This window comes from Azospirillum sp. A26 (assembly GCF_042604635.1).
GTDB lineage: Bacteria > Pseudomonadota > Alphaproteobacteria > Azospirillales > Azospirillaceae > Azospirillum > Azospirillum palustre.
This window is the reverse complement of sequence record NZ_CP170472.1, coordinates 358998-380702: the sequence shown is the minus strand read 5'-3', so window position 1 is coordinate 380702 and position 21705 is coordinate 358998. Positions and strand designations below refer to the sequence as shown.

Below are 21705 nucleotides of genomic sequence, written 5' to 3'. Positions count from 1 at the left end.
GCCTGTTCAGACGGCCTCGGCCGTCACCCGGTTGCGGCCGCCGCGCTTGGCGGCGTAGAGCGCCTGATCGGCGCGGCGGACCAGCATCAAAGACGGTTCGCCGGGGCGGTACTGAGCGACGCCGACCGACAGCGCGACGGTGCCGTAATTGGCATTGCGCGCCTTGTTCACGATCTGGCGGCCACCGACGAAGGCCCGCACCTGCTCCGCCAGCTTGGTGGCGTTCTCCAGGCTGGTGCGCGGCAGGATGATCGCGAACTCCTCCCCGCCATAGCGGGTGGCGGTGTCGCGGCCCTTAATGCATTCGGTCAGCATGCGGGCGACCAGCTTCAGCACATGGTCGCCGACCAGATGGCCGTGGGTGTCGTTGAAGCTCTTGAAATGGTCGATGTCGACCATCAGCAGCGACAGCGGCTGCTCGTCACGGACGGCGGTCTCCATCGCCTCTTCCAGCATCAGGTCGAAGGCCTTGCGGTTGCCGATGCCGGTCAGCCCGTCGGTCAGCGCCTCGCGCCGCGCGCTGTCCAGGCTGACCCGCATCTCCGCCAGCTGCTGGCTCGATTCCTGAAGCTGCAGTTGGAGCGCCGTCTGGCGGTCGACGATCTCCTTGGTCTCCGCGGCGATGGCGGCGACCATGGCGCGCAGTTCCAACAGGCTGAGCGGCTGGTCCAACTCCTCCCGGAAGCCGGACAGGGCGTTGCCGTAACGCTCGGTCTCCGACCCGACATTGCCCAGCTGCTCCAATATGCGCCCCAGGGCATAACGGGCCTTGTCGGAGGTCTCACGGATCGCCTGGGCTTCGGCGTCCATGGTGAAGAAGCGCTTGTACAGCTCGTCGCACAGCGTTTGCGAGGCGGCCAGCCCATCGCGGCGCGCCAGATCGATGGCGCGGGTCAGATCTGGGTTGTTGCCGCTGTAATAGACATACCAAAGCGTGAAATTTTCCGGGGTGGCCGGCAGCCGGTCGGACAGCATCCGCTCCATGGCCTTCGCGGCAAGGCCGCTGGAACGCTCGAAATCCTCCGCAGTTGCCACGACCGTCGTCCGTCCAAAAATCATTCGGTTTCGAACGGTACGCGGCGCAAGCCCTTACGGCAAGAAGGTTTTTGGGAACAAAGCGAGATGTTACAACCGCTCTGGTTGTGCATTATCCGATTAATTGCATTGCCCGACGGAGCTCTCGGCACAGATATGCTTGCCGTCGGTCCAGCGTGCCCCAGACAGGTCGGCATGGCGCAGGTCGGTGCCGGACAGCTTCGCTCCCGTCAGGTCGGAACGCGCCAGCGACGCCCCCACCATCTTGGCATTGCGCAGGTCGGCCTCGCGGAAGCTGGCGCCGGTCAGGTCGGCACGGGTGAAATCGGCCTCGATCAGGCGGGCCTTGTCGAAGACCGCACCGGGGGCGGTGGCGCTGATGAACTTGGCACGGTAGCCGTCGGCATCGGTCAGCTTCGCCTCGCCCAGGCTGGCGCGCTGAAAGGTCGCATCGCGCAGCATGGCACCGCTGAGATCGACACCGGTCAGCGTCTGCCCCTCCAGCGAGCAGCGCCGCCAATTGACCTTCGGCTGTGCCGCCTCGGTGCAATCGGCCAGCGCCGGGCCCACGGAAAGGACGGTCAGCACGGCCACGGCGGCGGCGAGACTGGCGGAACGGATGCGCAAGCGAAGCGGCGGGACGGGTGCGGTTCTCATCCCTCGATAGATGGGGGCACCGCCGCTCAACTCAACCACCGGGCCGCCGCAAGCAGCGCTTGCGGTTATCCGGCGGTTCGGGAAGCGTCCAGCCGGGCAACCGCACGCCCCACCTGCGGCGGCCGGGGCAGGACGGCATGGGCAGCCGCCTGTCCGGCCAGCGCAGCCGCGACGGCCGGCGGGAAGGGGCCGGTCTTGCGTGTGCCGAGATCGACGTGCAGCAGCATGACCTCGGCCGTCGCCGCCAGCCAGCCCTCCTCGGCATGCCGCATTTCGTGGAACAGGTGCAGCCGCTTGGCGTCGGCGCCGAGCAGCAGCGAGTCGAACCGCAGCGGTGTCCCCTCGATCACCTCGCGGGCGTAGGTCAGGTGGGCATCGACGACGAAGACCGACCGGTTCTCCGCCGCGACATACGCCTTGCCGATCCCGAAGCGGTCCAGCACGGCATCCGTCGCGTGGTCGAAGGCCAGCAGGTAATAGGCGACGTTCATGTGCCCGTTGTAGTCGATCCACTCCGGACGCACGGTTTCGCGGTGGAGGGTCAGGGGGGCGGGGGCATCGGCAGTCATGGCATTCCAAGAAAGTGGATGATGTCGGTTCGCAGCGCCTCGATCTCCGCCAGCCAACCGGCGACCTCCGAAACCGGCAGGTCAGGGAGAGGGTCGTCGAAGATACCGGCTCCCGGATAACGCGGCGCACTGACGAAAGCGGTGAGATGAGCCAACGCGGCGATGCGCAGCGCCATCGGATGCCCGGTTGGAAGCCGGGCAACCAGACTGTCGATGTCGTGGGACTTGGGTGGCATCGTGCCGGCTGCCACGAGCAGGGTCTTGGCGAGCTTCTCGACCGCCTGCTGGCAGTGATAGGCCGCCATATTTGGCTCCGGTTCGGGACCATAGAGGTTGTTGCGGACCGCCTTCACGTCGCGCTCCACAACAACCAGCCATGCCTGGACCTCCCTACGCTCCATAAACCCGGAGCCCCCGGCGCTTAACCTCGTAGCTCAAGGTGCCCACGACATCTTTGGACGCTTCGTAATTGGTGCGCGTACAAGGAATGATGTCGGCGGGAATACCGGTGCCGACCTTGGACGCATAGGCATAGCGGATCGACCGCCGTTCCTTCGGCGCATCGTCCGGGACGATCACCAGCAGGTCGTAATCGCTGTCCTCGTCGAAATCGCCGCGCGCCCGGCTGCCGAACAGGTAGACGGCTTCCGGCTCCAGGGCCGGGACGATCCGGTCCAGCAGGATTTGCAGCTTCTCGTCGTTCCGCGTGTCGACCACAGCCATGGGATGATCCTCCGCCGCCCATCCTAACACGGAACGGGTGGCGGAGGATCATCCCATGGACCGGGGGCCATAGACCGGGGGCCTTACACCGAGAAGTACTTGGCCCGCGGGTGGTGCAGGACGATGGCCGAGGTGCTCTGCTCCGGATGGAGCTGGTCCTCGTCCGACATCTCGATGCCGATGCGGCCGGCGTCCAGCAGCTTCAGCAACTGCTCCTGGTCCTTCAGGTTCGGGCAGGCCGGATAGCCGAAGCTGTAGCGGCTGCCGCGGTAGGACTGCTGCAACAGCTTCTCCTTGTCGCGGCTGTCCTCGGCGCCATAGCCAAGCTCCGCACGGATGCGGGCATGGACATATTCCGCCATCGCCTCGGTCATCTCCACCGACAGGCCGTGCAGATAGAGATAGTCCTGATAGCGGTTCTCGGCGAACCACCCGCGCGCCACCTCGGCGCAATGCTGGCCCATGGTGACGACCTGGAGGCCGAGCACGTCACGCTCCGGATCGGTCACGTCGCGCAGGAAGTCGGCGATGCACTCACCATCCTCCTTGCCCTGGCGTGGCAGCGAGAAGCGGGCGGCCTCGGTGGTGCCGTCCTCCTCGAACAGGATGACGTCGTTGCCGTCGGCCGCCGCCTTCCAATAGCCGTAGAGGGCGGTCGGGCGCAGGATTTCCTCCTTCGCCGCGATCTGGAGAATGCGGTCGAGCACCGGCCGCAGCTCCTTCTTCGCCCACTCCTTGAACTCCTCGAAGGACTTGCCGTCCTTCCGGTAGCCCCATTGCAGCTGATAGAGCATCCGCTCGTTCAGGTAGGTGACCAGCGTCTTCAGCGGCACATGGTCGATCAGCTTCGGCCCCCAGAAGGGCGGGGTCGGCACCGGCACGCCCTCGGCCAGCCGGTGGCGGCGGGCGCGGACGGCGTCCTTGTCGACCGGGCCGGTGGCGGCGCTGGTCGCCTGCCCCAGCACGCGGCGGCGGTTGGTCGCCTTGCCGGCGCGCTTGGCCTGCTGGATGGCGAGCTGCTGGTCGAAGCTGCCCTCCACCACCTTGTCCATCAGGGTCAGTCCGTCGAAGGCGTCGCCGGCATAGGCGACGCGGCCCGAGCCGTAGGAGGCCACGCAGTCGCCCTCGACATAGGCGCGGGTCAGCGCCGCACCGCCGAGCAGGACCGGAACCTCCAGCCCCTCGCGGGTCATCTCCTCCAGGTTCTCGCGCATCACCACGGTGGACTTCACCAGCAGGCCGGACATGCCGATGGCGGTGGCCTTGTGCTCCTTGGCCGCCTGGATGATGGCGGTGACCGGCTGCTTGATGCCGAGATTGACCACCTTGTAGCCGTTGTTGGTCAGGATGATGTCGACGAGGTTCTTGCCGATGTCATGGACGTCGCCCTTGACGGTGGCGAGAACCAGCGTGCCTTTCTGCTGGCCCTCGATCTTCTCCATGTGCGGTTCCAGCCACGCCACGGCGGCCTTCATCGTCTCCGCCGACTGGAGCACGAAGGGAAGCTGCATCTTGCCGGCGCCGAACAGCTCGCCCACCACCTTCATGCCGTCGAGCAGGTAGGTGTTGATGATCTCCAGCGGCGGATGGCTCTTCATCGCCTCGGCGAGATCGTCCTCCAGCCCGGTGCGGTCGCCGTCGACGATGCGCTCCTTCAGCCGCTCCTCGACAGTCTCGGCGCGGGCCTTCTTCTTGGCGTCCGCTGCCTTCCGCCCCTCGAACAGGGCGATGAAGGCCTGGAGCGGGTCGTACCCTTCCGCACGGCGGTCGAAGATCAGATCCTCGGCGGTCTTGACCTCCGTCTCGGGGATCTGGTGCAGCGGCAGGATCTTGGAGACATGGACGATGGCGCCCGTCATCCCCCTCTTCACCGCATGGTCGAGGAAGACCGAGTTCAGCACATGGCGCGCCGCGGCGTTCAGGCCGAAGGAGACGTTGGACAGGCCGAGGATGATCTGGCAGCCGGGCATCTCGCGGGCGATGGCCTCGATCCCCTCCAAGGTCCAGATGGCGAGCTTGCGGTCGTCCTCGTTGCCGGTGGCGATGGTGAAGGTGAGCGGGTCGAACAGCAGGTCCGACGGGGCGAGGCCGTACTCGTTCACCGCCAGATCGTAGAGCCGCTTGGCGATCTCCAGCTTGCGGTCCGGCGTCTTCGCCATGCCCTCTTCATCGATGGTCAGCGCGATGACGGCGGCGCCGAACTTCTTGGCCAGCGCCAGACGCAGCCTTGCCGGCTCCTCGCCGTCCTCGAAGTTGATCGAGTTGAGGATCGCCTTGCCGCCATAGAGCGCCAGCGCCTGTTCCAGCACCTTGTACTCGGTCGAATCGATGACCAGCGGCGCCGTCACCGAGCCGGAGAAGCGGGAGATCACCGCGTTCATCTCCGCCACTTCGTCACGGCCGACGAAGGCGGTGCAGACGTCCAGCGAATGGCTGCCTTCCTTCACCTGCTCGCGCGCCATCTCGACGCAGCCGTCCCAGTCGTTCTTCTCCTGCAACTCGCGCCACTTCTTGGAGCCGTTGGCGTTGCAGCGCTCGCCGATGGCGAAGAAGGCGTTCTCCTGGCGCAGCGTCACCTGGGAGTAGAGCGAGGCCACCGCCGGCACCCAATGGACGGTGCGGCCCTTCGGCGCCGGACGGTGCGAGCCGGCCGGGGCCAGCTTGCGCAGCATCTGGTTCGCCGCCGCGATGTGCGGGACATTGGTGCCGCAGCAGCCGCCGACGAGGTTGACCCCGTCCTCACCGACGAAGCGCTCCAGCCAATGGGCGAAGTCGTCGGCGCGCAGCGGGTAGTGGGTCTTGCCGTCGACCAGTTCAGGCAGGCCGGCATTGGGCTGGACCGAGATCAGGCCCGGCCAGTTCTGCGACAGCCAGCGCACATGCTCGCTCATCTCCAGCGGGCCGGTGGCGCAGTTCAGCCCCATCAGCGGCACGTCGAGCGCCTGGATGACGGTGGCGGCGGCGGCGATGTCGGTGCCGACCAGCAGCGTGCCGGTGGTCTCCACCGTCACCTGGACGAAGACGGGGGTGTCGGACTTCGCTTCCAGCCGGGCCCGCTTGATGCCGTTGACGGCGGCCTTGATCTGCAAGGGGTCCTGGCAGGTCTCGACTAGGATGGCGTCAGCGCCGCCGGCGATCAGGCCGGCGGCCTGGACATAGAAGCTGTCCTCGGCCGGCTGATAGGCGATGTGGCCCAGGCTGGGCAGCTTGGTGCCCGGCCCGATGGAGCCGATGACGAAGCGCGGCTGGCCGTCCTTGAAGCTCTCCGCCGCCTCGCGCGCCAGCTCGACCGCGCGCTGGTTGATCTCGAAGGCCTTCTCGGAGATGCCGAACTCACCCAGCGTCACCGGAGAGGCGCCGAAGGTGTCGGTCTCCACCATGTCCGCCCCGGCCTCGAAATAGCCGCGGTGGATGTCGCGGACGATGTCCGGGCGCGACAGGGGCAGGATGTCGGTGCAGTTCTCGTGCCCCCAGTAATCCTTCTCGACGTCGAGGTCGAGCGCCTGGATGCGGCTGCCGAACCCACCGTCGCAAAGCAGAACACGGTCACGCAGGGTGTCGAGGATGTGGGGCATGGGAATGCGTCTTGTCCGTTATTTGGCGGGTTCGGGGCAGAAAAGGCAGGGTCAGGTCAGGCCGTGGCGGTTCAACGGCCACCAGTCCTCGTCGAGAAGCTGGTCCAGCGAATAGGTGCAGTCGGGCGGAAGCAGGTCAGCGGGTAGCCTATCCTGCTCAAGCCCTTCCATCGCATAGTCGCGGCCACGCCGGTAAGACTTGGCAAGGTCGATCTTGCTGCGCAGGCTGGGGCTGTCCCCCAGAGTATCGTTCGCCTGGTCGCGATGTTCACGGACGCTGCGGCGCCAGGTGCCGCGCGGATCGACCGCCGGGGAGTATTCCAGCTTCAGCAGATGCTCGATCACACGGACCAGCGCGCTTTCGACCGCGCGCAATTCCGACCGGCCCATGCTTTCGATCTCCTCCGCGACATTCTCCCAGTCGATGGGCGTGTTGATGCGCTCTCGCGACGCTTCGCGGAGCAGGCGCGCCTGCTCCTCGGTCCAGGCGAGGAAGTCGGTGTCGTATCCGATCCGGCTGTCCATGGCGCGATGCCCCCTTCCGCGGATGTGCGGCCAGTCTAGCATGAAACCGTGGCGGCCGGCGCCCTACCCCGCCACCGCTGCCGCAGCGGGAGCGGCCTTCGCCTTCACGCCCAACATGCGGCAGATGGCGATGGTCAGGTCCGACCGGTTGAGCGTGTAGAAGTGGAAGTCGTTCACGCCCTGAGCCTGCAAGGCCTGGCACTGCTCCGCCGCCACGGTCGCGGCGACGAGCTGGCGGGTTTCCGGATCGTCGTCCAGCCCCTCGAAGGTCTCGGCCAGCTTCGCCGGCATCGAGGCGCCGCACTTGCCGGCGAACTCCACCGCGCGGGCGAAGTTGGTGATCGGCAGTATGCCGGGGACGATCGGCACATGGATGCCGGCCGCGGCACAGCGGTCGAGGAAGCGGAAATAGGCGTCGTTGTCGAAGAAGAACTGGGTGATGGCCCGGGTGGCGCCGGCATCGACCTTGCGCTTCAGATTGTCCAGGTCGAACTGGGCGTTCGGCGCCTCCGGATGGCTTTCCGGATAGGCCGCCACCGAGATCTCGAAATCGGCGATGCGCTTCATCCCCGCCACCAGATCGGCGGCGTAGGCGTAGCCGCCGGGGAACGGCTCATACTGTCCGCCGACGCCGCCTGCGGTCTCCGGCGGATCGCCGCGCAGCGCCACCAGATGGCGGATGCCGGCATCCCAATAGGTGCGGGCAATGGCGTCGATCTCGTCGCGGGTGGCGCCGACGCAGGTGAAATGGGCGGCGGCCGGGATGCCGGTCTCGTCCTGGATGCGGCAGACGGTGGCGTGGGTGCGCTCGCGCGTCGATCCGCCGGCGCCGTAGGTCACCGACACGAAGCTGGGCGACAGCGGGGCCAGCCGCCGGATCGACTGCCACAGGCTCTGCTCCATCTTCTCCGACTTGGGCGGGAAGAACTCGAAGCTGATGGACGGCAGCGCAGAGGTGGGCGCGGTCATGACGGAACTCCGCTGAGCGAGTGGGCGGTCTTCGGGAAGGAAATGGCGGCGCCGGCGGCAAGGCGGTTGGCCGGCCAGACGGAAACGGTCAGCGGGTCGCCCGGCAGCTGCACCACCGGGCCGCAGTCGAGGCCGGACTGGCGGCACCAGCCGGCGACCTCGGCATCGGAGAAGCCCAGGCGGCGGTGCGCATGCTCCTCGCGCAGGGCTTCCAGATGATGCGGGGCGAAATCGACGATCAGCAGCAGCCCGCCGGGGCGCAGGACCCGCGCGGCCTCGGCCAGCACGCCGGCCGGCGATTCGGTGTAGTGCAGCACCTGATGGATCACCGCGGCATCGAAGGATCCGGACGGGAACGGCAGCTGGTACATGTCGGCCTGACGGACATGGCAGTGGCGCAGGCCCGCCTCCTCCAGCCGGTTGCGGGCGACGGCCAGCATCTCGCGCGACTGGTCTACCCCGATCGCGCGATGGACGCGCCCGGCGAGCACCTCCAGCATCCGTCCGGTGCCGGTGCCGATATCCAGCAGCTCCTCCACCCCCTCTTCCGGGAACAGGCGCAGCAGAGCGGCCTCGACCTCGCCTTCCGCAACGTGAAGGGAGCGGATTTCGTGCCAGCGCGCGGCATTCTCACGGAAATAGGTGGCGGCGCTTTCCGAGCGGGCCCGCTTGATGGCGTCCAGCCGCTCCAGATCGAGGATGAGGGTGGCGTCGTCCGCGGGGATGGCGTCGACCAGGACGCGCGCCAGCTCGGCCGACTGCCCCTTCTCGGCCAGCCGGTAGAAGGCGAAGGTCCCCTCGCGGAAGCGGTCAAGCAGGCCGGCGTCGCACAGGAGCTTCAGGTGGCGCGAGACGCGCGGCTGGCTCTGGCCCAGGATCTGGGTCAGTTCGGTCACCGTCAGCTCGCCATGCGCGCAGAGTGCCAGCAGCCGCAATCGCGTCGTTTCGGCCGCCGCCTTCAGCGTCGCAAGCAGATCGTCCATCGCCTCACGTCCGATTCGGGCCAGGAAAGGGTCCGGCCGGCCGGGACACCCCGCCCCGCCGGCCTGGATACAGATATAAAGATATCTTTATGCGTCGTAAACCGCTTTTCGCAGCCGGTTGCACCGACGCCTGCGACATGTCCACACCGGCCAAGCCCGGCACCGGCAGTCCGCGGCGGAAAGCGGCAAGATGCAAGCTCTCCCGCCTTATTGCGGCAAAGCCGACACAGTCGCCGCGGCCTCTCCGGCGACATGCCGGCGCATGCTGGTCAAAAGGCCAAGCCTGTGTTAGGTCAGGAAACGGTGGAAATTCTGCGATATCTCGCCCAATCTTCCTCCCGACCGCGTAGCCACCTTGCCAGGGTTGAGGACTCCAGCCATCGGGGTCTTCGGTTGTGGACAGGAGATGCGGCGACCCGCACCGAGTCGAGCCCACAGATAAAGAGCCGTCGCACATGAAGCTGGCCAGCCTTTCCCGCTCCCTCCTCCGTTCGGCCACCGTGGTGGCCTTCGCCCTGACGGCCACGGCCTGCGCGACCAACCCGGGCGACTCGGGTGCTGCGGATGCGGCCTATCAGGTCAGCGATCCGCTGGAAATCCCCAACCGCTTCGTCTTCGCCGCCAACGAGGCGGCCGACGTGCTGGTGATCCGCCCGGCTGCCGAGGTCTATGTGGGGGTCGTGCCCGATCCGGTGCGCGACGCCATCCACAACTTCATCGACAACCTGATGTCGCCGCTCTACATCGCCAACAACCTGTTGCAGGGCAATGTGGAGGGGGCGACCAACGCCACCGGCCGCTTCCTGACCAACACCATCCTCGGCGCCGGCGGCATCGCCGACGTCGCGACGCAGGCGGGCATCCCGCAGGCGCCGGAGGATTTCGGCCAGACGCTGGCGGTGTGGGGTGTGGGCGACGGGCCGTATCTGGTCCTGCCGCTGCTGGGTCCGTCGAACCTGCGCGACACCGCCGGCTACGCCGTCGACACCGTGGGCGACCCGATCCGCATCTGGGCCTACGCCAACGACCACAAGGGCGCCTACATGACGCGCGGCATCGTCAGCGCCGTCGACCGCCGGTCGGAGGTGCTGAAGGAGGTCGACGACCTGCGCCGCAACTCGCTGGACTTCTACGCCACCGTGCGCAGCCTGTACCAGCAGCAGCGCCGGGCGGCGATCAGCAACAACAAGGCCGGCACGACTCCGGAATTCCCGGACTTCACCACCGCGCCGAAGCCCTGATCCGTTCTTAGAAGACTCCGCGGCCTTGCCCATCGTGACCGCCGCACGCCACCCTCCGGGGATGGGTGCGGCGATCATTTCGGCGGGCCGACGGGCTGCGCCGGACATGGGGGCAGGACCGAAAGCCTCCTCCAAAAGCATCCGGCGGCAGCCCAAAGGCCAGATGACCGTTGACAAAGCCCCAGCAACAGCCACCTTTCGCCCCATCATGCTGACACGCCGCCAGTTTGTCGCGTCCGCTGCCCTGCTCGCGGTGAGCGGTTGGGCCGGGCACTCTCTCATCTCTCCCGCAGCCGCGCAAACCGCGGACCAGGGGGCAAGCGCGTTCATCCAGAAGCTGGGGAACGACGCCATCGCAACCTTCTCGGACAAGAGCCTGTCGCGCGATCAGGCGATCCAGCGCTTCCGCACGCTGCTGTACGCCGGCTTCGACGTCCCGTACATCGGCCGCTGGGTGCTGGGCCGCTACTGGAACAACGCCAACGAGGCGCAGCGGGCCGAATACCAGAAGCTGTTCGAACAGCTGATCGTCAACACCTATGCCGAGCGCTTCGTCGAGTATTCCGGCGAGACGTTCAAGATCACCGGCGTCGGCCCGGCCGGTGAAGCCGACAGCATGGTGACGACGCAGATCGTCCGCCCCAGCGGCCCGCCGGTGAATGTCAGCTGGCGTGTCCGCAAGGGCGCCGCCGACTACAAGATCATCGACGTGGTGGTGGAGAATGTCAGCATGGGCGTGACCCAGCGGCAGGAATTCGCCTCCGTCATCGAACAGAATAGCGGCCGCATCGACGGGTTGATCCAGGCGCTGCGCCAGAAGGTCGGCCGCACCGGCTGACCGGTCCACAGCAGCCTTACTTAGCGCGAAGCCCGGCCCCGTCATGGAGCCGGGCTTCGTCGTTTCAGGCTTCCGTTTCAGGCCTCGGATGCGGCTTTTGCGGCGTCGCCCGGTGCCATGTCGTCCTCACCGGCCTCAGTCGTGGCGACATTGCGGGTTTCCGGCAGAAGCAGCGCCGCGAGCAGCAGGGCCACGCCCGCGGCCCCGGCCAGCATCAGGAAGGCGGCGCTGTAGCCCTCCCGCACCACCATCTGTCCGGCGGCGGCTGTGCTGAGCGAGGCGCCGATGCCCTGGAGGGTGGCGATGGCGCCCTGGCTGACGTTGAAGCGCCCGGTCCCTTCGGTCAGGTCGGCGACCACCAGCGGGAACAGCGCGCCGAACAGCCCGGCGCCGACCCCGTCCAGCAGTTGGACGCCGACGAGCCAGGCGGAGTTGTCCGACAGGGTGTAGAGGACGCCGCGCACGGGCAGGACCAGGAAGGCAGCCAGCAGCAAAGGCTTGCGCCCCCAGCGGTCGGCCCTGGCGCCCACCAGCATCGCCATCGGCACCATGACCAGCTGCGCGGCGACGATGCAGAACGACATCAGGCTGGTGCCCAGCGCCGGATCCTTCATCGCCAGCTTCTGGCCGACCAGCGGCAGCATCGCCGCATTGGCGAAATGGAAGAGGGCGGCGCATCCGCCGAAGATCAGCAGCGGACGGCAGCTCAGGATGACGCGCAGACCGGACGGCGTCTCGCGCCCGCCACCATGGTTGGCGCCATGGTCGCCGCCATGCAGCCCGCGGGCGACCGCATGGTCGATGGCGTTCGCGGGAATGCCGGCCGTCGCGGCGATGCTGCACAGCGCCATCGCGGTCATCAGCCAGAACACCGCGATGGGTCCGAAGGCATAGGCCGCCAGACCGGCCAGCAGAGCCGCCACCGCATTGCCGGCATGGTTGAAGGACTCGTTGCGCCCGACCCGGCGGACGAAGGCGCGCGGCCCCAGCATCCCCAGCGTGATGGCCGCGATGGCCGGTGGGAAGACCGCCCCGGCGGCGCCCACCGCCGATTGCAGCACGGCGACGACGGTGAAGCTGTTCAGCCAGGGCAAGGTCAGCGACCCCACCGTCACCAGAAGCGCGGCGACGATGACCACCGCGCGCTTGTAGCGGGTGCCGTCGACCAGCGCCCCGGCCGGCACCTGCGCGGCGATCCCCGCCAGCCCGGCGAGCGTCATCACCAGCCCGATGTCCGCCTCGTTCCAATGCTGGACGGTCAGCAGATAGATTGCCAGATAAGGGCCGAGCCCATCCCGCACGTCGGCGAGGAAGAAGTTCAGCAGATCGAGAGAACGGTTCGGTCCGGCCACGTCGGTCATCCTGCAGGGAGTCCGCCCCGGATGGAGCTGCGGCAACAGAACGCCCGTTGAAGCGATTTGGTCCAGAGCCTTCAGAAGCAGTGACGCGCCTGTCCGAACGGGCTATCGTTGCGACGACAGCGCTGTCTTTCGTCATACGGTTGGATCCGGGAACCCGACGCCATGGCCGAACGCGATCCGAAAGAGATCGACGAACTCCGGACGATCATCCAGGCGCATCAGGCATGGCTGAAGCGGCCGTCCAGCGGGCGGCGTGCCGATCTCAGCTTCCGCGACCTCTCGCGGCTGAATCTGGAGCGGGTGTCGCTGGCCGGCGCCAAGCTGGCTGGGGCCAACCTCAGCAACACCCGCATGGTGAAGGCAAACCTGTCGCAGGCCGACCTGTTCGGCGCCGACATGGAGGCGGTCAACCTGACCGGCGCCGTCCTGACCGGCGCCGACCTGCGCGGCGCCAACCTGCACCGCGCCCTGCTGACCGATGCCAACCTGCGCGGCGCCGATTTCCGCGCGGGCGAGCTGGTGGACAGCGGCGGCCAGGAGGGTAACGGCCAGACCTCCACCCGCGGCACCGGCACCACCCGCCTGACCGAAGCGAAGATGGAGCGGTCGATCCTGGCCGGCGCCAACTTCTCCGGCTGCGACCTGACCGGCGCCGATCTGAACGACGCCGACCTGACGGGCGCGGAGCTGACCTCCGCCGTGCTGATGGGCACCGATTTCTGCGGCGCCAACCTGGACGGGGCGGTGTTCGGCAACACGGTGATGGACCACGCCACCCTGACCCGGACCTTCATTCCCTTCGCCCTGCCGCCCGACGCCATCGTCCGCCCCAGCTACAGCGCGATGCCGGTCGCCGAGTTCCTTGAGTTGGTGGAGCGGCACGAGCGCTGGGTCGACAGCGGCGGGGCGGAGGGGGCGCGGCTCGACCTCGACCTCGTGTCGGTGGCGGGGGCGGACCTGCATGGACGGACGCTGGCGGCGGCCCGGCTGCGCCGCTGCCGCCTGCCCGGCGCCCGGCTGACCAAGGCCAGCCTGGAGATGGCGGAGCTGTCCTACATCGACCTCGACGAGGCCGACCTGCGCGACGCGGTGCTGCGCGGGGCCACCCTGCGCCGCGCCTATCTGGCGCACACGCTGATGAGCGGGGTCGATGCCCGGCCGGTGCCGCTGGCCGGCGGCCGCGACTGGCCGGCCAATTTCGAGGGCGCCGACTTCTCCGACGCCGACCTGCGCGATTCCACCATGGGGCCGGCAATCGTGCGCGGCGCGGTGTTCACCAAGGCGCTGACCGACCGCTCCGGCATCGACATCGCCGGCGCCTCCAGCCCCTTCCCCCCGCCCCCGCCGGAAGAACGGCGGCGGCAGAAGCGCTTCGTCCGGCCCGGCATGGTCGTCCACACCGACCATGGCAGCTTCCCCGCCCGCAACTGGTCGGTCGGCGGACTGTGCCTGCTGGCGGTCAACCAGCCTTATCAGCGCGGCCAGACCTTCCAGGCCCGCGTCGTGCTGGCCGACCGGCAGGAGGTCGCCGCCGTCGCCAACCTCGTCGTCCTGCACCGCGACGAGGAGCGCGGACAGCTGTCCGTCCGCTTCCACCAGTATGGCGACGATCTGAAGGCGCTGCTGAAGACCGCCTTCCTGGAACACCAGAAGATGGCGGGCTGACCCGGCGGCCGTCCGGCACGCCGCCAAACAGTTTGATTACACAGGATCGTTGATTCCCCGAAACGAGAGCGGAACGATCCAAGGGACCTCCTGTTTGAAGGGAGCACACCGGACGGGGACGCAAACCCTCCGGTCCATCCCCGGAAGGAGGCTCCCATGGCAGACGAGCAGAAGCCCAGGAAAGTTGGCGTGTATGACGGCGCCGATGGCGGAGCCGGCAGTTCCGGCATGAACTGGATGTGGATCATCATCGGACTGATCGTGGTCGCGATCGTCCTCTATCTCCTGTTCCGCTGACCCGGCGGCAGCCGCCGCCATGACGGCCGACAACGGACCGCTTTCCGCCCGCAGCAGCGACGGCGGCGATGCGGTCATTCCCCTGCACGACGAGTCGGTGACCGTCGAAAAGCAGCGGGTGGAGCGAAGCCGCGTCCGCGTCACCACCCGTGTGGCCGAACGCGAGCAGATCGTCCGCGAAGCGCTGGAGCATGAAGAGGCCACCGTCACCCGCGTCCCCATCGACCGCGAGATCGACGCCCATCCCGGCATCCGCCAGGAGGGAGACGTCACGGTGATCCCGCTGGTGGAGGAGGTGCTGGTGGTGGAACGGCGCCTGGTGCTCCGCGAGGAGCTGCACATCCGCAAGAACCGGCGGACCGTCGAGGTCGAGCAGCCCGTCACCCTGCGTTCCGAAGACGCGGTGGTGGAGCGTGTGACCACCCCGCCCTCCCCCGTCCGATCCCCCAATCAGACTTCGCCCGAGGAGTGAGACCGATGACCAAAACCATCGTTGCCCTCTATGACCACCGATCCGACGCGGAAACCGCATCCCGCGATCTTCAGGCTGCCGGGTTCGAGTCCAGCGTCATCGAAATCCTGTCACACAGTGACCTGTCCAGCGGCGGCTGGGGCGACAGGGACTTGAGCGGCTCCCCCACCGGGACCGCCGCCGGCTCCCTGACCGGCGACAGCTCCATCGGTGCGGCGAGCGGCATGGCCCGCACCGACCTGTCCACCGGCTATGTCGCCTCGCCCAACACGGTGCCGGGCACCGGGCTCGGCATGGAAAGCGGCCTTGGTGCCGGAGCGGGCATGGGCACGATGGGATCCGGCGGCGTGATGACCGGCAGCGGAACCGGCGGCATGCTGGCCCGGCTGGCCGGCTGGGGCATTCCGAACCAGGATGCGCAGGTCTATGCCGAAGGCGTGCGCCGCGGAGGATCGCTGCTGAAGCTGCGGCTGGAAGAAGAGGATATCGACCGCGCCATGGACGTGCTGGAGCGCGGCAATGTGGTGGATGTCGAGGAACGCGGCAGCGCCTATCGCGACTCCGGCTGGGCCGGCTACGACGAGACCGCCGCTTACTATGATGAGCAGTCGGCGGAGGAGGAGCGCGTGCGCTACTCGCCGGGCCGCACCGCCATCGACACCACGGGCAGCACGACAGCCGGCACTGCGGCCAGCAACGGGCTGACCGGTGCCGCCGCCGCCATGCGCGACGCGAATGTTGACAGCACCCGGACCACCAGGACCGGCAGCGCCGAGCGGGAAGAGCAAATCCCGATTGTCGAGGAGCAGGTCAACATCGGCAAGCGCAGCGTCGAGCGCGGCGGCATCCGCGTCCGCAGCTATGTCGTGGAGACGCCGGTCGAGGAACAGGTCCGCCTGCGCGACGAGACCGTCACCGTCGAACGCCGCCCTGGCGGCATGGTCGGGGGCAGCAGCGAGGTTCCGGCCGACGCCTTCCGCGAGCGCACCATCGAGGTGACGGAGACCGACGAGGAAGCGGTGGTCAGCAAGACCGCCCATGTCCGCGAAACCGTCGTGGTCCGCAAGGATGTCGAGGAACGCGCCCAGAGCGTCCGCGACTCCGTCCGCCGCACCGAGGTGGAGATCGAGGACACGCGGGACAAGAGCACCCGCAATCCGCTCTCCGACCGGCCGCTCTCCGACCGGACGGATGACGACGTCACCCGCTAACCGGTTCGGCTGAAGGGCCCTGCCCGTTCGCGGGCATGAAAAAGGCCGCCCCCTCCGGCTGGAAGGGGCGGCCTTTTCCGTTCAGCCTACAGGATCAGCTGCGCACCAGAGGCTTGTACTTGATGCGGTGCGGCTGGTCGGCGTCGGCGCCCAGGCGACGCTTCTTGTCGACCTCGTAATCCTGGAAGTTGCCTTCGAACCATTCGACGTGGCTTTCGCCTTCGAAGGCCAGGATGTGGGTGGCGATGCGGTCGAGGAACCAGCGGTCGTGGCTGATGACCACGGCGCAGCCGGCGAAGCTCTGCAACGCGTCTTCCAGCGCCCGCAGCGTATCGACGTCGAGATCGTTGGTCGGTTCGTCGAGCAGCAGGACGTTGGCGCCGGACTTCAGCATCTTGGCGAGGTGGACGCGGTTGCGCTCACCGCCCGACAGCTGGCCGACCTTCTTCTGCTGGTCGGGACCGCGGAAGTTGAAGCTGGAGACATAGGCGCGGCTGGGCATGGTCTTCTTGCCCAGCTCGACCAGATCCAGCCCGTCGGAGATCTCCTCCCACACCGTCTTCTTGGCGTCGAGACTGTCGCGGCTCTGGTCGACGTAGCCGAGCTTCACCGTGTCGCCGACGCGGAAGGTGCCGGCATCCGGCCCGTCCTGCCCGGTGATCATGCGGAACAGCGTGGTCTTGCCGGCGCCGTTCGGGCCGATGACACCGACGATGCCGCCCGGCGGCAGGCGGAAGGACAGGCCGTCGATCAGCAGCCGGTCGCCGAAGCCCTTGGCGATGCTCTCCGCCTCGATGACGACGTTGCCGAGACGCGGCGGCACCGGGATGACGATCCGGGTCTCGCCGGACTGTTCCTTGCCGCTCTCGGCCAGCAAGGTCTCGTAGGCGGTGATGCGCGCCTTGCTCTTGGCCTGACGGGCGCGCGGGGACTGCCGGATCCACTCCAGTTCGGTGGCCAGCTGCTTCTGGCGCGACTCTTCCTGGCGGCCTTCCTGCTCCAAACGCTTCTGCTTCTGCTCCAGCCAGGACGAGTAGTTGCCTTCCCACGGAATCCCCGACCCACGGTCGAGTTCGAGGATCCAGCCGGTGACGCTGTCGAGGAAGTAGCGGTCGTGGGTGACCAGCACGACGGTGCCCTTGTAGTCCTCCAGATGCTTCTGGAGCCAGGCGACCGATTCGGCGTCGAGATGGTTGGTCGGCTCGTCGAGCAGCAGCAGGTCGGGCTTTTCCAGCAGCAGCTTGCACAGCGCGATGCGGCGCTTCTCGCCGCCCGACAGCTTGGTCACGTCGGCGTCGCCCGGCGGGCAGCGCAGCGCGTCCATGGCGATCTCGACCGTGCGGTCGATGTCCCAGGCGTCGGCCGCGTCGATCTTCTCCTGCAGCTCGCCCTGTTCGGCCAGCAGCGCGTCGAAGTCGGCGTCCGGATCGGCCATCAGGTTCGACACTTCGTTGAAGCGGTCGAGCAGCGCCTTGGTCTCGCCCAGCGCTTCCATGACGTTCTCATGGACGTTTTTGGTCGGATCGAGCTGCGGCTCCTGCGGCAGATAGCCGACCTTGGCGCCCTCGGCCACCCAGGCCTCGCCGGAGTAGTCCTTGTCCAGCCCGGCCATGATCTTCATCAGGGTCGACTTACCGGAACCGTTGACGCCGAGCACGCCGATCTTCACACCCGGCAGGAACGAGAGCCAGACGTTGTCGAGAACCTTCTTGCCGCCAGGATAGACCTTGGTCAGGCCCTTCATGACATAGACATACTGGTAGGACGCCATGCGCCGCTCCGACCTTCCGAAAAAATGTGAGAATTGGCGCCGCCCCATCCCGATGGTTCTACGGCACCCTGTCGCTAGGGACTGGTTTTAGCGCATAAGGGCCTTGCATGAAACCTTGTTGAGCCACCCGGCGGGGGCCGGGCGGCGACAGGAGGAACAGGATTGGTCAGTCCCAAGGTCGAAATCTACGTCGATGCCGACGCCTGCCCGGTCAAGGCCGAGGTCTACAAGGTCGCCGGCCGCACCGGCTCCAAGGTCTGGCTGGTCGCCAACGCGCCGCTGCGCCTGCCGACGGAGTGCATGGCGGAACTGGTGGTTGTCAGCGACGGCTTCGATGCCGCCGACAACTGGATCGCCGAGCATGCCGGCCCGACCGACGTCGTGGTGACGGCGGACATCCAGCTGGCCGACCGCTGCGTGAAGCGCAACGCGGTGGTGATCGGCCCGACCGGCCGCCCCTTCACGCCCGACAGCGTCGGCTCGGCGCTGGCGACCCGCGCCCTGATGCAGGATCTGCGCGACATGGGCGTGGTCAGCGGCGGCAACGCCCCGATGAGCCAGCGCGACAAGTCGCAGTTCCTCCAGACGCTGGACCAGGCGGTGCAGGCGCTGAAGGCGGGGCGGCGGCCGAAGTTCCGGTGAGGGGAAGGAGGGGGCCGAAGCCCCCTTACACCCGCACCACCTTGCCCGGATTCAACAGATTGTCCGGATCGAAGGCCCGTTTCAGGTCGCCCATGACGTTGAACGCTTCGCCGGTCTCCTGCTCCAGGAACGCCATCTTGCCATAGCCGATGCCGTGTTCGCCGGTGCAGGTGCCGCCCATCTCCAGGGCGCGGGTCACCATCTTGTCGGCAAGGCGCTGCGCCTCGGACAGTTCGGCCGGATTCTCCGGGTCGAGGACATAGACGAGGTGGAAGTTGCCGTCGCCGACATGGCCGACCATCGGGGCCAGCATGTTGGATTCCGACAGATCCTGCTTGGTCTCCAGGATGCAGTCGGCAAGCCGCGAGATCGGCACGCAGACGTCGGTCGGCCAGCCCTTCGACCCCGGACGCAGAGCGAGAGCGGCGTAATAGGCGTCGTGCCGGGCCTGCCACAGCTTCGAGCGGTCCTCCGGCCGGGTGGCCCAGGCGAACTCCATGCCGCCATGCTCGGCGGCGATGGCGGCCACCATCTCCGCCTGTTCCTTCACCCCAGCCTCGGTACCGTGGAATTCGAAGAACAGGGTCGGGGCGACGGCGTAGTCGAGCTTGGAGTATTTGTTGACGGCGTCGATCTGCACCTCGTCCAGCAGTTCGATGCGGGCGACGGGCACGCCGACCTGGATGGTCTGGATCACCGTGTCGACGGCGCCCTTGATGGTCGAAAAGGCGCAAACGGCGGACGAGATCGCTTCCGGGATGCCGTAGAGCTTCAGCGTCACCTCGGTGATGATGCCGAGCGTGCCTTCGGAACCGACGAACAGCCGGGTCAGGTCATAGCCGGCCGCCGATTTGCGCGCCCGCCCGCCGGTCTTGATGACGCGGCCGTCGGCCAGCACCACGGTCAGCCCCAGGACGTTCTCGCGCATGGTGCCGTAGCGCACGGCGTTGGTGCCGCTGGCCCTGGTCGCCGACATGCCGCCCAGCGAGGCGTTGGCGCCGGGATCGATGGGGAAGAACAGGCCGGTGTCGCGCAGATGCTCGTTCAGCTGCTTGCGGGTCACGCCGGCCTGGACGGTGACATCCAGATCCTCCGGGCTGACGCGCAGGATCTGCTGCATGCCCGACAGGTCGATGGTGATGCCGCCGGCCAGTGCCGCAATGCCGCCCTCCAGCGAGGTGCCGGTGCCGAAGGGGATGATCGGCAGCTTGTGCTTCGCGCAAATCCTGACGATTGCGCTGACCTCTTCGGTCGAATTGGCGAAGGCGACGCCGTCCGGCGGGAAGGGCGTGTGATAGGACTCGTCCTTGCCGTGATGCTCGCGCACCGGCAGGGAGGTGGTGAACCGGTCGCCCAGCAGAGCCGACAGCTCGGCCCGGGCCTCCTCGGTCAGGGCCGCGCGCGGCTGGGTGGTGGCGATGACGGTCATGGGTGTTGTCCTCCCCGGTCGATGAGACAGTCGAATGGTTCATTTGTATGACCAAGGGAGGCTAAAGCGGCAGGCAAGCCCTTGGCAAGACGGGCGCCGCGCAGGGGTGGAATGCCGGTCTGCGGCGGGTGAATACGGATGTGGGCCATTATTGACTCACACGCGAGTGGGCTCCATCATCACTCAATCGAATGGAGAGTGGCAGATGGCCGACCCGACGCTCACCGATGTGTTGAACGCGATTGCCGATATGGGACGGCATTTCAGCGTCAAGCTGGATGCCAACACCGAACGGCTGGAGCGGCTTGAGCGTGACGTGCTGTCCTTCCGGGAAGAGGTGCGCGAGAAGCATGTCGAACTGCGCACCGAGTTGAAGATCGTCAGCGCCCGGTTGGACGAACAGCGCCAGACCATCAATGCCATGATCCCCACGCGCATTGCCGCGGTCCCGCCTGCCGCGGAGTGAGGCCACACCTGTTGCACCGGCGGCGCAACAGTCCGTGCAACAGGTGTTGCACCGCCTCACCCCACCGCACCACCCCGAACCGTTGAAAATCAAGAAAATCCGCTGAACTGACCATCTGGCACGGCGGTTGCTCTTATCCCCTCGAACCGCGCGTCGATCAACGGCGCGCATCAGCGAGGGGGAGACGCCATCTTGGCTCCGGTCGTCGGCATCGTCGCCAATCCGGTTTCAGCCCGCGATATCCGCCGGGTCGTCGCCAACGCCACCAGCCTGCAGATCGCCGACCGGGCAAACATCCTGCTGCGGGTGCTGGCGGCGCTGCATGCCTGCGGCGTCCGCGACGTGCTGATGATGCCGGAGAATGGCGGCATCCGCGCCCATGTCGAACGCGGCCTGATGCGGGCCAGGGGGAATGGCGCCTCGCGCGGCGAGGACATCTACCCCGCCCTCCACACCGTCTCCATGCCGGTCACCGGCACCGTCGCCGACACCCACCGCGCCACCGCGGAGATGCGGCGGGCCGGCGTGTCGGCACTGGTGGTGCTGGGCGGCGACGGCACCCACCGGGCGGTGGCGGCCGAATGCGGGACGGTGCCCATCGCCGGCATCTCCACCGGGACCAACAACGCCTTCCCCGAACACCGCGAACCGACGATCACCGGGCTCGCCACCGGGCTGGCGGTCACCGGCCGGGTGCCGCCGCACATCACCTTCGCCGCCAACAAGCGCATCGACGTGTCCCTCGTCAACGGGGCGACCGGCGCCACCGTCACCGAGATGGCGCTGGTCGATGTCGCCCTGGTGACGGAACGCTACATCGGCGCCCGCGCCCTGTGGCGGACCGAGAATTTCCGCGAACTCTACGTCACCTTCGCCGACCCGGAGGTGATCGGCATGTCGGCCATCGCCGGCCTGCTGGAACCCGTCGGCCGCGACGAGAGCGGCGGCCTGATGGTGCGGCTGTCACCGGATGGCACCAGCCGCAAGGGCATCACCACCCTCAACGCTCCCATCGCGCCGGGAATGATGGCCCGGGTCGGCGTCACCGACTGGCGCCGCATGCCGGCCGGCGTGGCCTTCGTGCCGGAGGTCACCGCCGGCTCGGTCGCGCTGGATGGCGAGCGCGAGCTGTCCTTCAGCGAACGCGACCGTCTGTCCCTGACGCTCCGGGACGACGCCTTCCGCACGGTCAACGTCGCCGCAGTGATGCGGCACGCCGGCCAGAACCGGCTGCTGACCGGCACCCCGGTGCCCGTCACGGCCGCCTTCTAACCAC

21 protein-coding genes are annotated in these 21705 nt (G+C 67.6%); 9 read left to right on the top strand and 12 right to left on the bottom strand.

Going from position 1 to position 21705, the window contains the following annotated elements:
• Positions 1-6 precede the first annotated feature (6 nt).
• From ABNQ39_RS02300 to ABNQ39_RS02260, 9 genes are all read right to left on the bottom strand, one after another.
• Positions 7-1035 carry a GGDEF domain-containing protein gene (locus ABNQ39_RS02300; protein WP_376958599.1) on the bottom strand — a complete coding sequence of 343 codons (1029 nt, stop codon included), beginning with the start codon at positions 1033-1035 and terminating at the stop codon, positions 7-9.
• Between the two features lie 120 nt (positions 1036-1155).
• Complete coding sequence (locus ABNQ39_RS02295; protein ID WP_376958597.1) at positions 1156-1692, bottom strand: pentapeptide repeat-containing protein; 537 nt, start codon at positions 1690-1692, stop codon at positions 1156-1158.
• A gap of 65 nt (positions 1693-1757) precedes the next feature.
• Positions 1758-2261 carry a thioesterase family protein gene (locus ABNQ39_RS02290; RefSeq protein ID WP_376958595.1) on the bottom strand — a complete coding sequence of 168 codons (504 nt, stop codon included), beginning with the start codon at positions 2259-2261 and terminating at the stop codon, positions 1758-1760.
• Positions 2258-2662, bottom strand: coding sequence for a HEPN domain-containing protein (locus ABNQ39_RS02285; protein WP_376958593.1), 405 nt, complete (start codon positions 2660-2662; stop codon positions 2258-2260). The genes ABNQ39_RS02290 and ABNQ39_RS02285 overlap by 4 nt, the downstream gene beginning before the upstream one ends.
• Complete coding sequence (locus ABNQ39_RS02280) at positions 2652-2984, bottom strand: nucleotidyltransferase domain-containing protein (RefSeq protein WP_376958591.1); 333 nt, start codon at positions 2982-2984, stop codon at positions 2652-2654. Before ABNQ39_RS02280 ends, ABNQ39_RS02285 begins: the two co-directional genes overlap by 11 nt.
• A gap of 83 nt (positions 2985-3067) precedes the next feature.
• On the bottom strand, positions 3068-6559 hold the full coding sequence (metH, locus tag ABNQ39_RS02275) for a methionine synthase (protein WP_376958589.1): 3492 nt from the start codon (positions 6557-6559) through the stop codon (positions 3068-3070).
• A gap of 51 nt (positions 6560-6610) precedes the next feature.
• Positions 6611-7084 (bottom strand): DUF29 domain-containing protein, encoded by a 474-nt coding sequence (locus tag ABNQ39_RS02270; protein WP_376958587.1) that lies wholly within the window; start codon positions 7082-7084, stop codon positions 6611-6613.
• Between the two features lie 63 nt (positions 7085-7147).
• Complete coding sequence (metF, locus tag ABNQ39_RS02265; protein ID WP_376958585.1) at positions 7148-8053, bottom strand: methylenetetrahydrofolate reductase [NAD(P)H]; 906 nt, start codon at positions 8051-8053, stop codon at positions 7148-7150.
• Positions 8050-9036: an ArsR/SmtB family transcription factor gene (locus tag ABNQ39_RS02260; protein ID WP_376958583.1), complete on the bottom strand. Its 987-nt coding sequence runs from the start codon at positions 9034-9036 to the stop codon at positions 8050-8052. The genes metF and ABNQ39_RS02260 overlap by 4 nt, the downstream gene beginning before the upstream one ends.
• 455 nt (positions 9037-9491) lie before the next feature.
• Between ABNQ39_RS02260 and ABNQ39_RS02255 the strand changes: the two genes are divergently transcribed.
• Positions 9492-10277 (top strand): MlaA family lipoprotein, encoded by a 786-nt coding sequence (locus tag ABNQ39_RS02255; protein WP_376958581.1) that lies wholly within the window; start codon positions 9492-9494, stop codon positions 10275-10277.
• 34 nt (positions 10278-10311) lie between these two features.
• On the top strand, positions 10312-11115 hold the full coding sequence (locus tag ABNQ39_RS02250; RefSeq protein ID WP_376959746.1) for an MlaC/ttg2D family ABC transporter substrate-binding protein: 804 nt from the start codon (positions 10312-10314) through the stop codon (positions 11113-11115).
• A gap of 77 nt (positions 11116-11192) precedes the next feature.
• Here ABNQ39_RS02250 and ABNQ39_RS02245 read toward each other — a convergent pair whose 3' ends face one another.
• The gene (locus tag ABNQ39_RS02245) at positions 11193-12476 is read right to left on the bottom strand and encodes an MFS transporter (protein ID WP_376958579.1); all 1284 of its coding nucleotides are present in this window, start codon (positions 12474-12476) and stop codon (positions 11193-11195) included.
• Positions 12477-12638: 162 nt separating this feature from the next.
• Here ABNQ39_RS02245 and ABNQ39_RS02240 point away from each other — a divergent pair, with 162 nt between their 5' ends.
• From ABNQ39_RS02240 to ABNQ39_RS02225, 4 genes are all read left to right on the top strand, one after another.
• Positions 12639-14141 carry a pentapeptide repeat-containing protein gene (locus ABNQ39_RS02240; RefSeq protein ID WP_376958578.1) on the top strand — a complete coding sequence of 501 codons (1503 nt, stop codon included), beginning with the start codon at positions 12639-12641 and terminating at the stop codon, positions 14139-14141.
• A gap of 156 nt (positions 14142-14297) precedes the next feature.
• Entirely contained in the window at positions 14298-14438 is a 141-nt protein-coding gene (locus ABNQ39_RS02235; RefSeq protein ID WP_376958576.1) for a hypothetical protein, read from the top strand.
• A 19-nt stretch (positions 14439-14457) separates the two neighbouring features.
• A complete protein-coding gene (locus ABNQ39_RS02230) occupies positions 14458-14910 on the top strand; it encodes a YsnF/AvaK domain-containing protein (protein WP_376958574.1) in 453 nt (150 codons plus the stop codon).
• A gap of 5 nt (positions 14911-14915) precedes the next feature.
• Positions 14916-16121 (top strand): YsnF/AvaK domain-containing protein, encoded by a 1206-nt coding sequence (locus ABNQ39_RS02225; protein WP_376958572.1) that lies wholly within the window; start codon positions 14916-14918, stop codon positions 16119-16121.
• 94 nt (positions 16122-16215) lie between these two features.
• On the opposite strand, the gene ettA is transcribed toward ABNQ39_RS02225, so the two are convergent.
• Positions 16216-17892: an energy-dependent translational throttle protein EttA gene (ettA, locus tag ABNQ39_RS02220; RefSeq protein ID WP_098740304.1), complete on the bottom strand. Its 1677-nt coding sequence runs from the start codon at positions 17890-17892 to the stop codon at positions 16216-16218.
• 162 nt (positions 17893-18054) lie between these two features.
• Between ettA and ABNQ39_RS02215 the strand changes: the two genes are divergently transcribed.
• On the top strand, positions 18055-18534 hold the full coding sequence (locus ABNQ39_RS02215) for a YaiI/YqxD family protein (protein WP_376958570.1): 480 nt from the start codon (positions 18055-18057) through the stop codon (positions 18532-18534).
• A gap of 25 nt (positions 18535-18559) precedes the next feature.
• Here the strand turns inward: ABNQ39_RS02215 and ABNQ39_RS02210 are convergent, their stop codons facing one another.
• Positions 18560-19963, bottom strand: coding sequence for an FAD-linked oxidase C-terminal domain-containing protein (locus ABNQ39_RS02210; protein WP_376958569.1), 1404 nt, complete (start codon positions 19961-19963; stop codon positions 18560-18562).
• Between the two features lie 205 nt (positions 19964-20168).
• Between ABNQ39_RS02210 and ABNQ39_RS02205 the strand changes: the two genes are divergently transcribed.
• Positions 20169-20429 (top strand): hypothetical protein, encoded by a 261-nt coding sequence (locus tag ABNQ39_RS02205; RefSeq protein WP_376958567.1) that lies wholly within the window; start codon positions 20169-20171, stop codon positions 20427-20429.
• 192 nt (positions 20430-20621) lie between these two features.
• Positions 20622-21701 (top strand): ATP-NAD kinase family protein, encoded by a 1080-nt coding sequence (locus ABNQ39_RS02200; protein WP_376958565.1) that lies wholly within the window; start codon positions 20622-20624, stop codon positions 21699-21701.
• Positions 21702-21705: the final 4 nt, after the last annotated feature.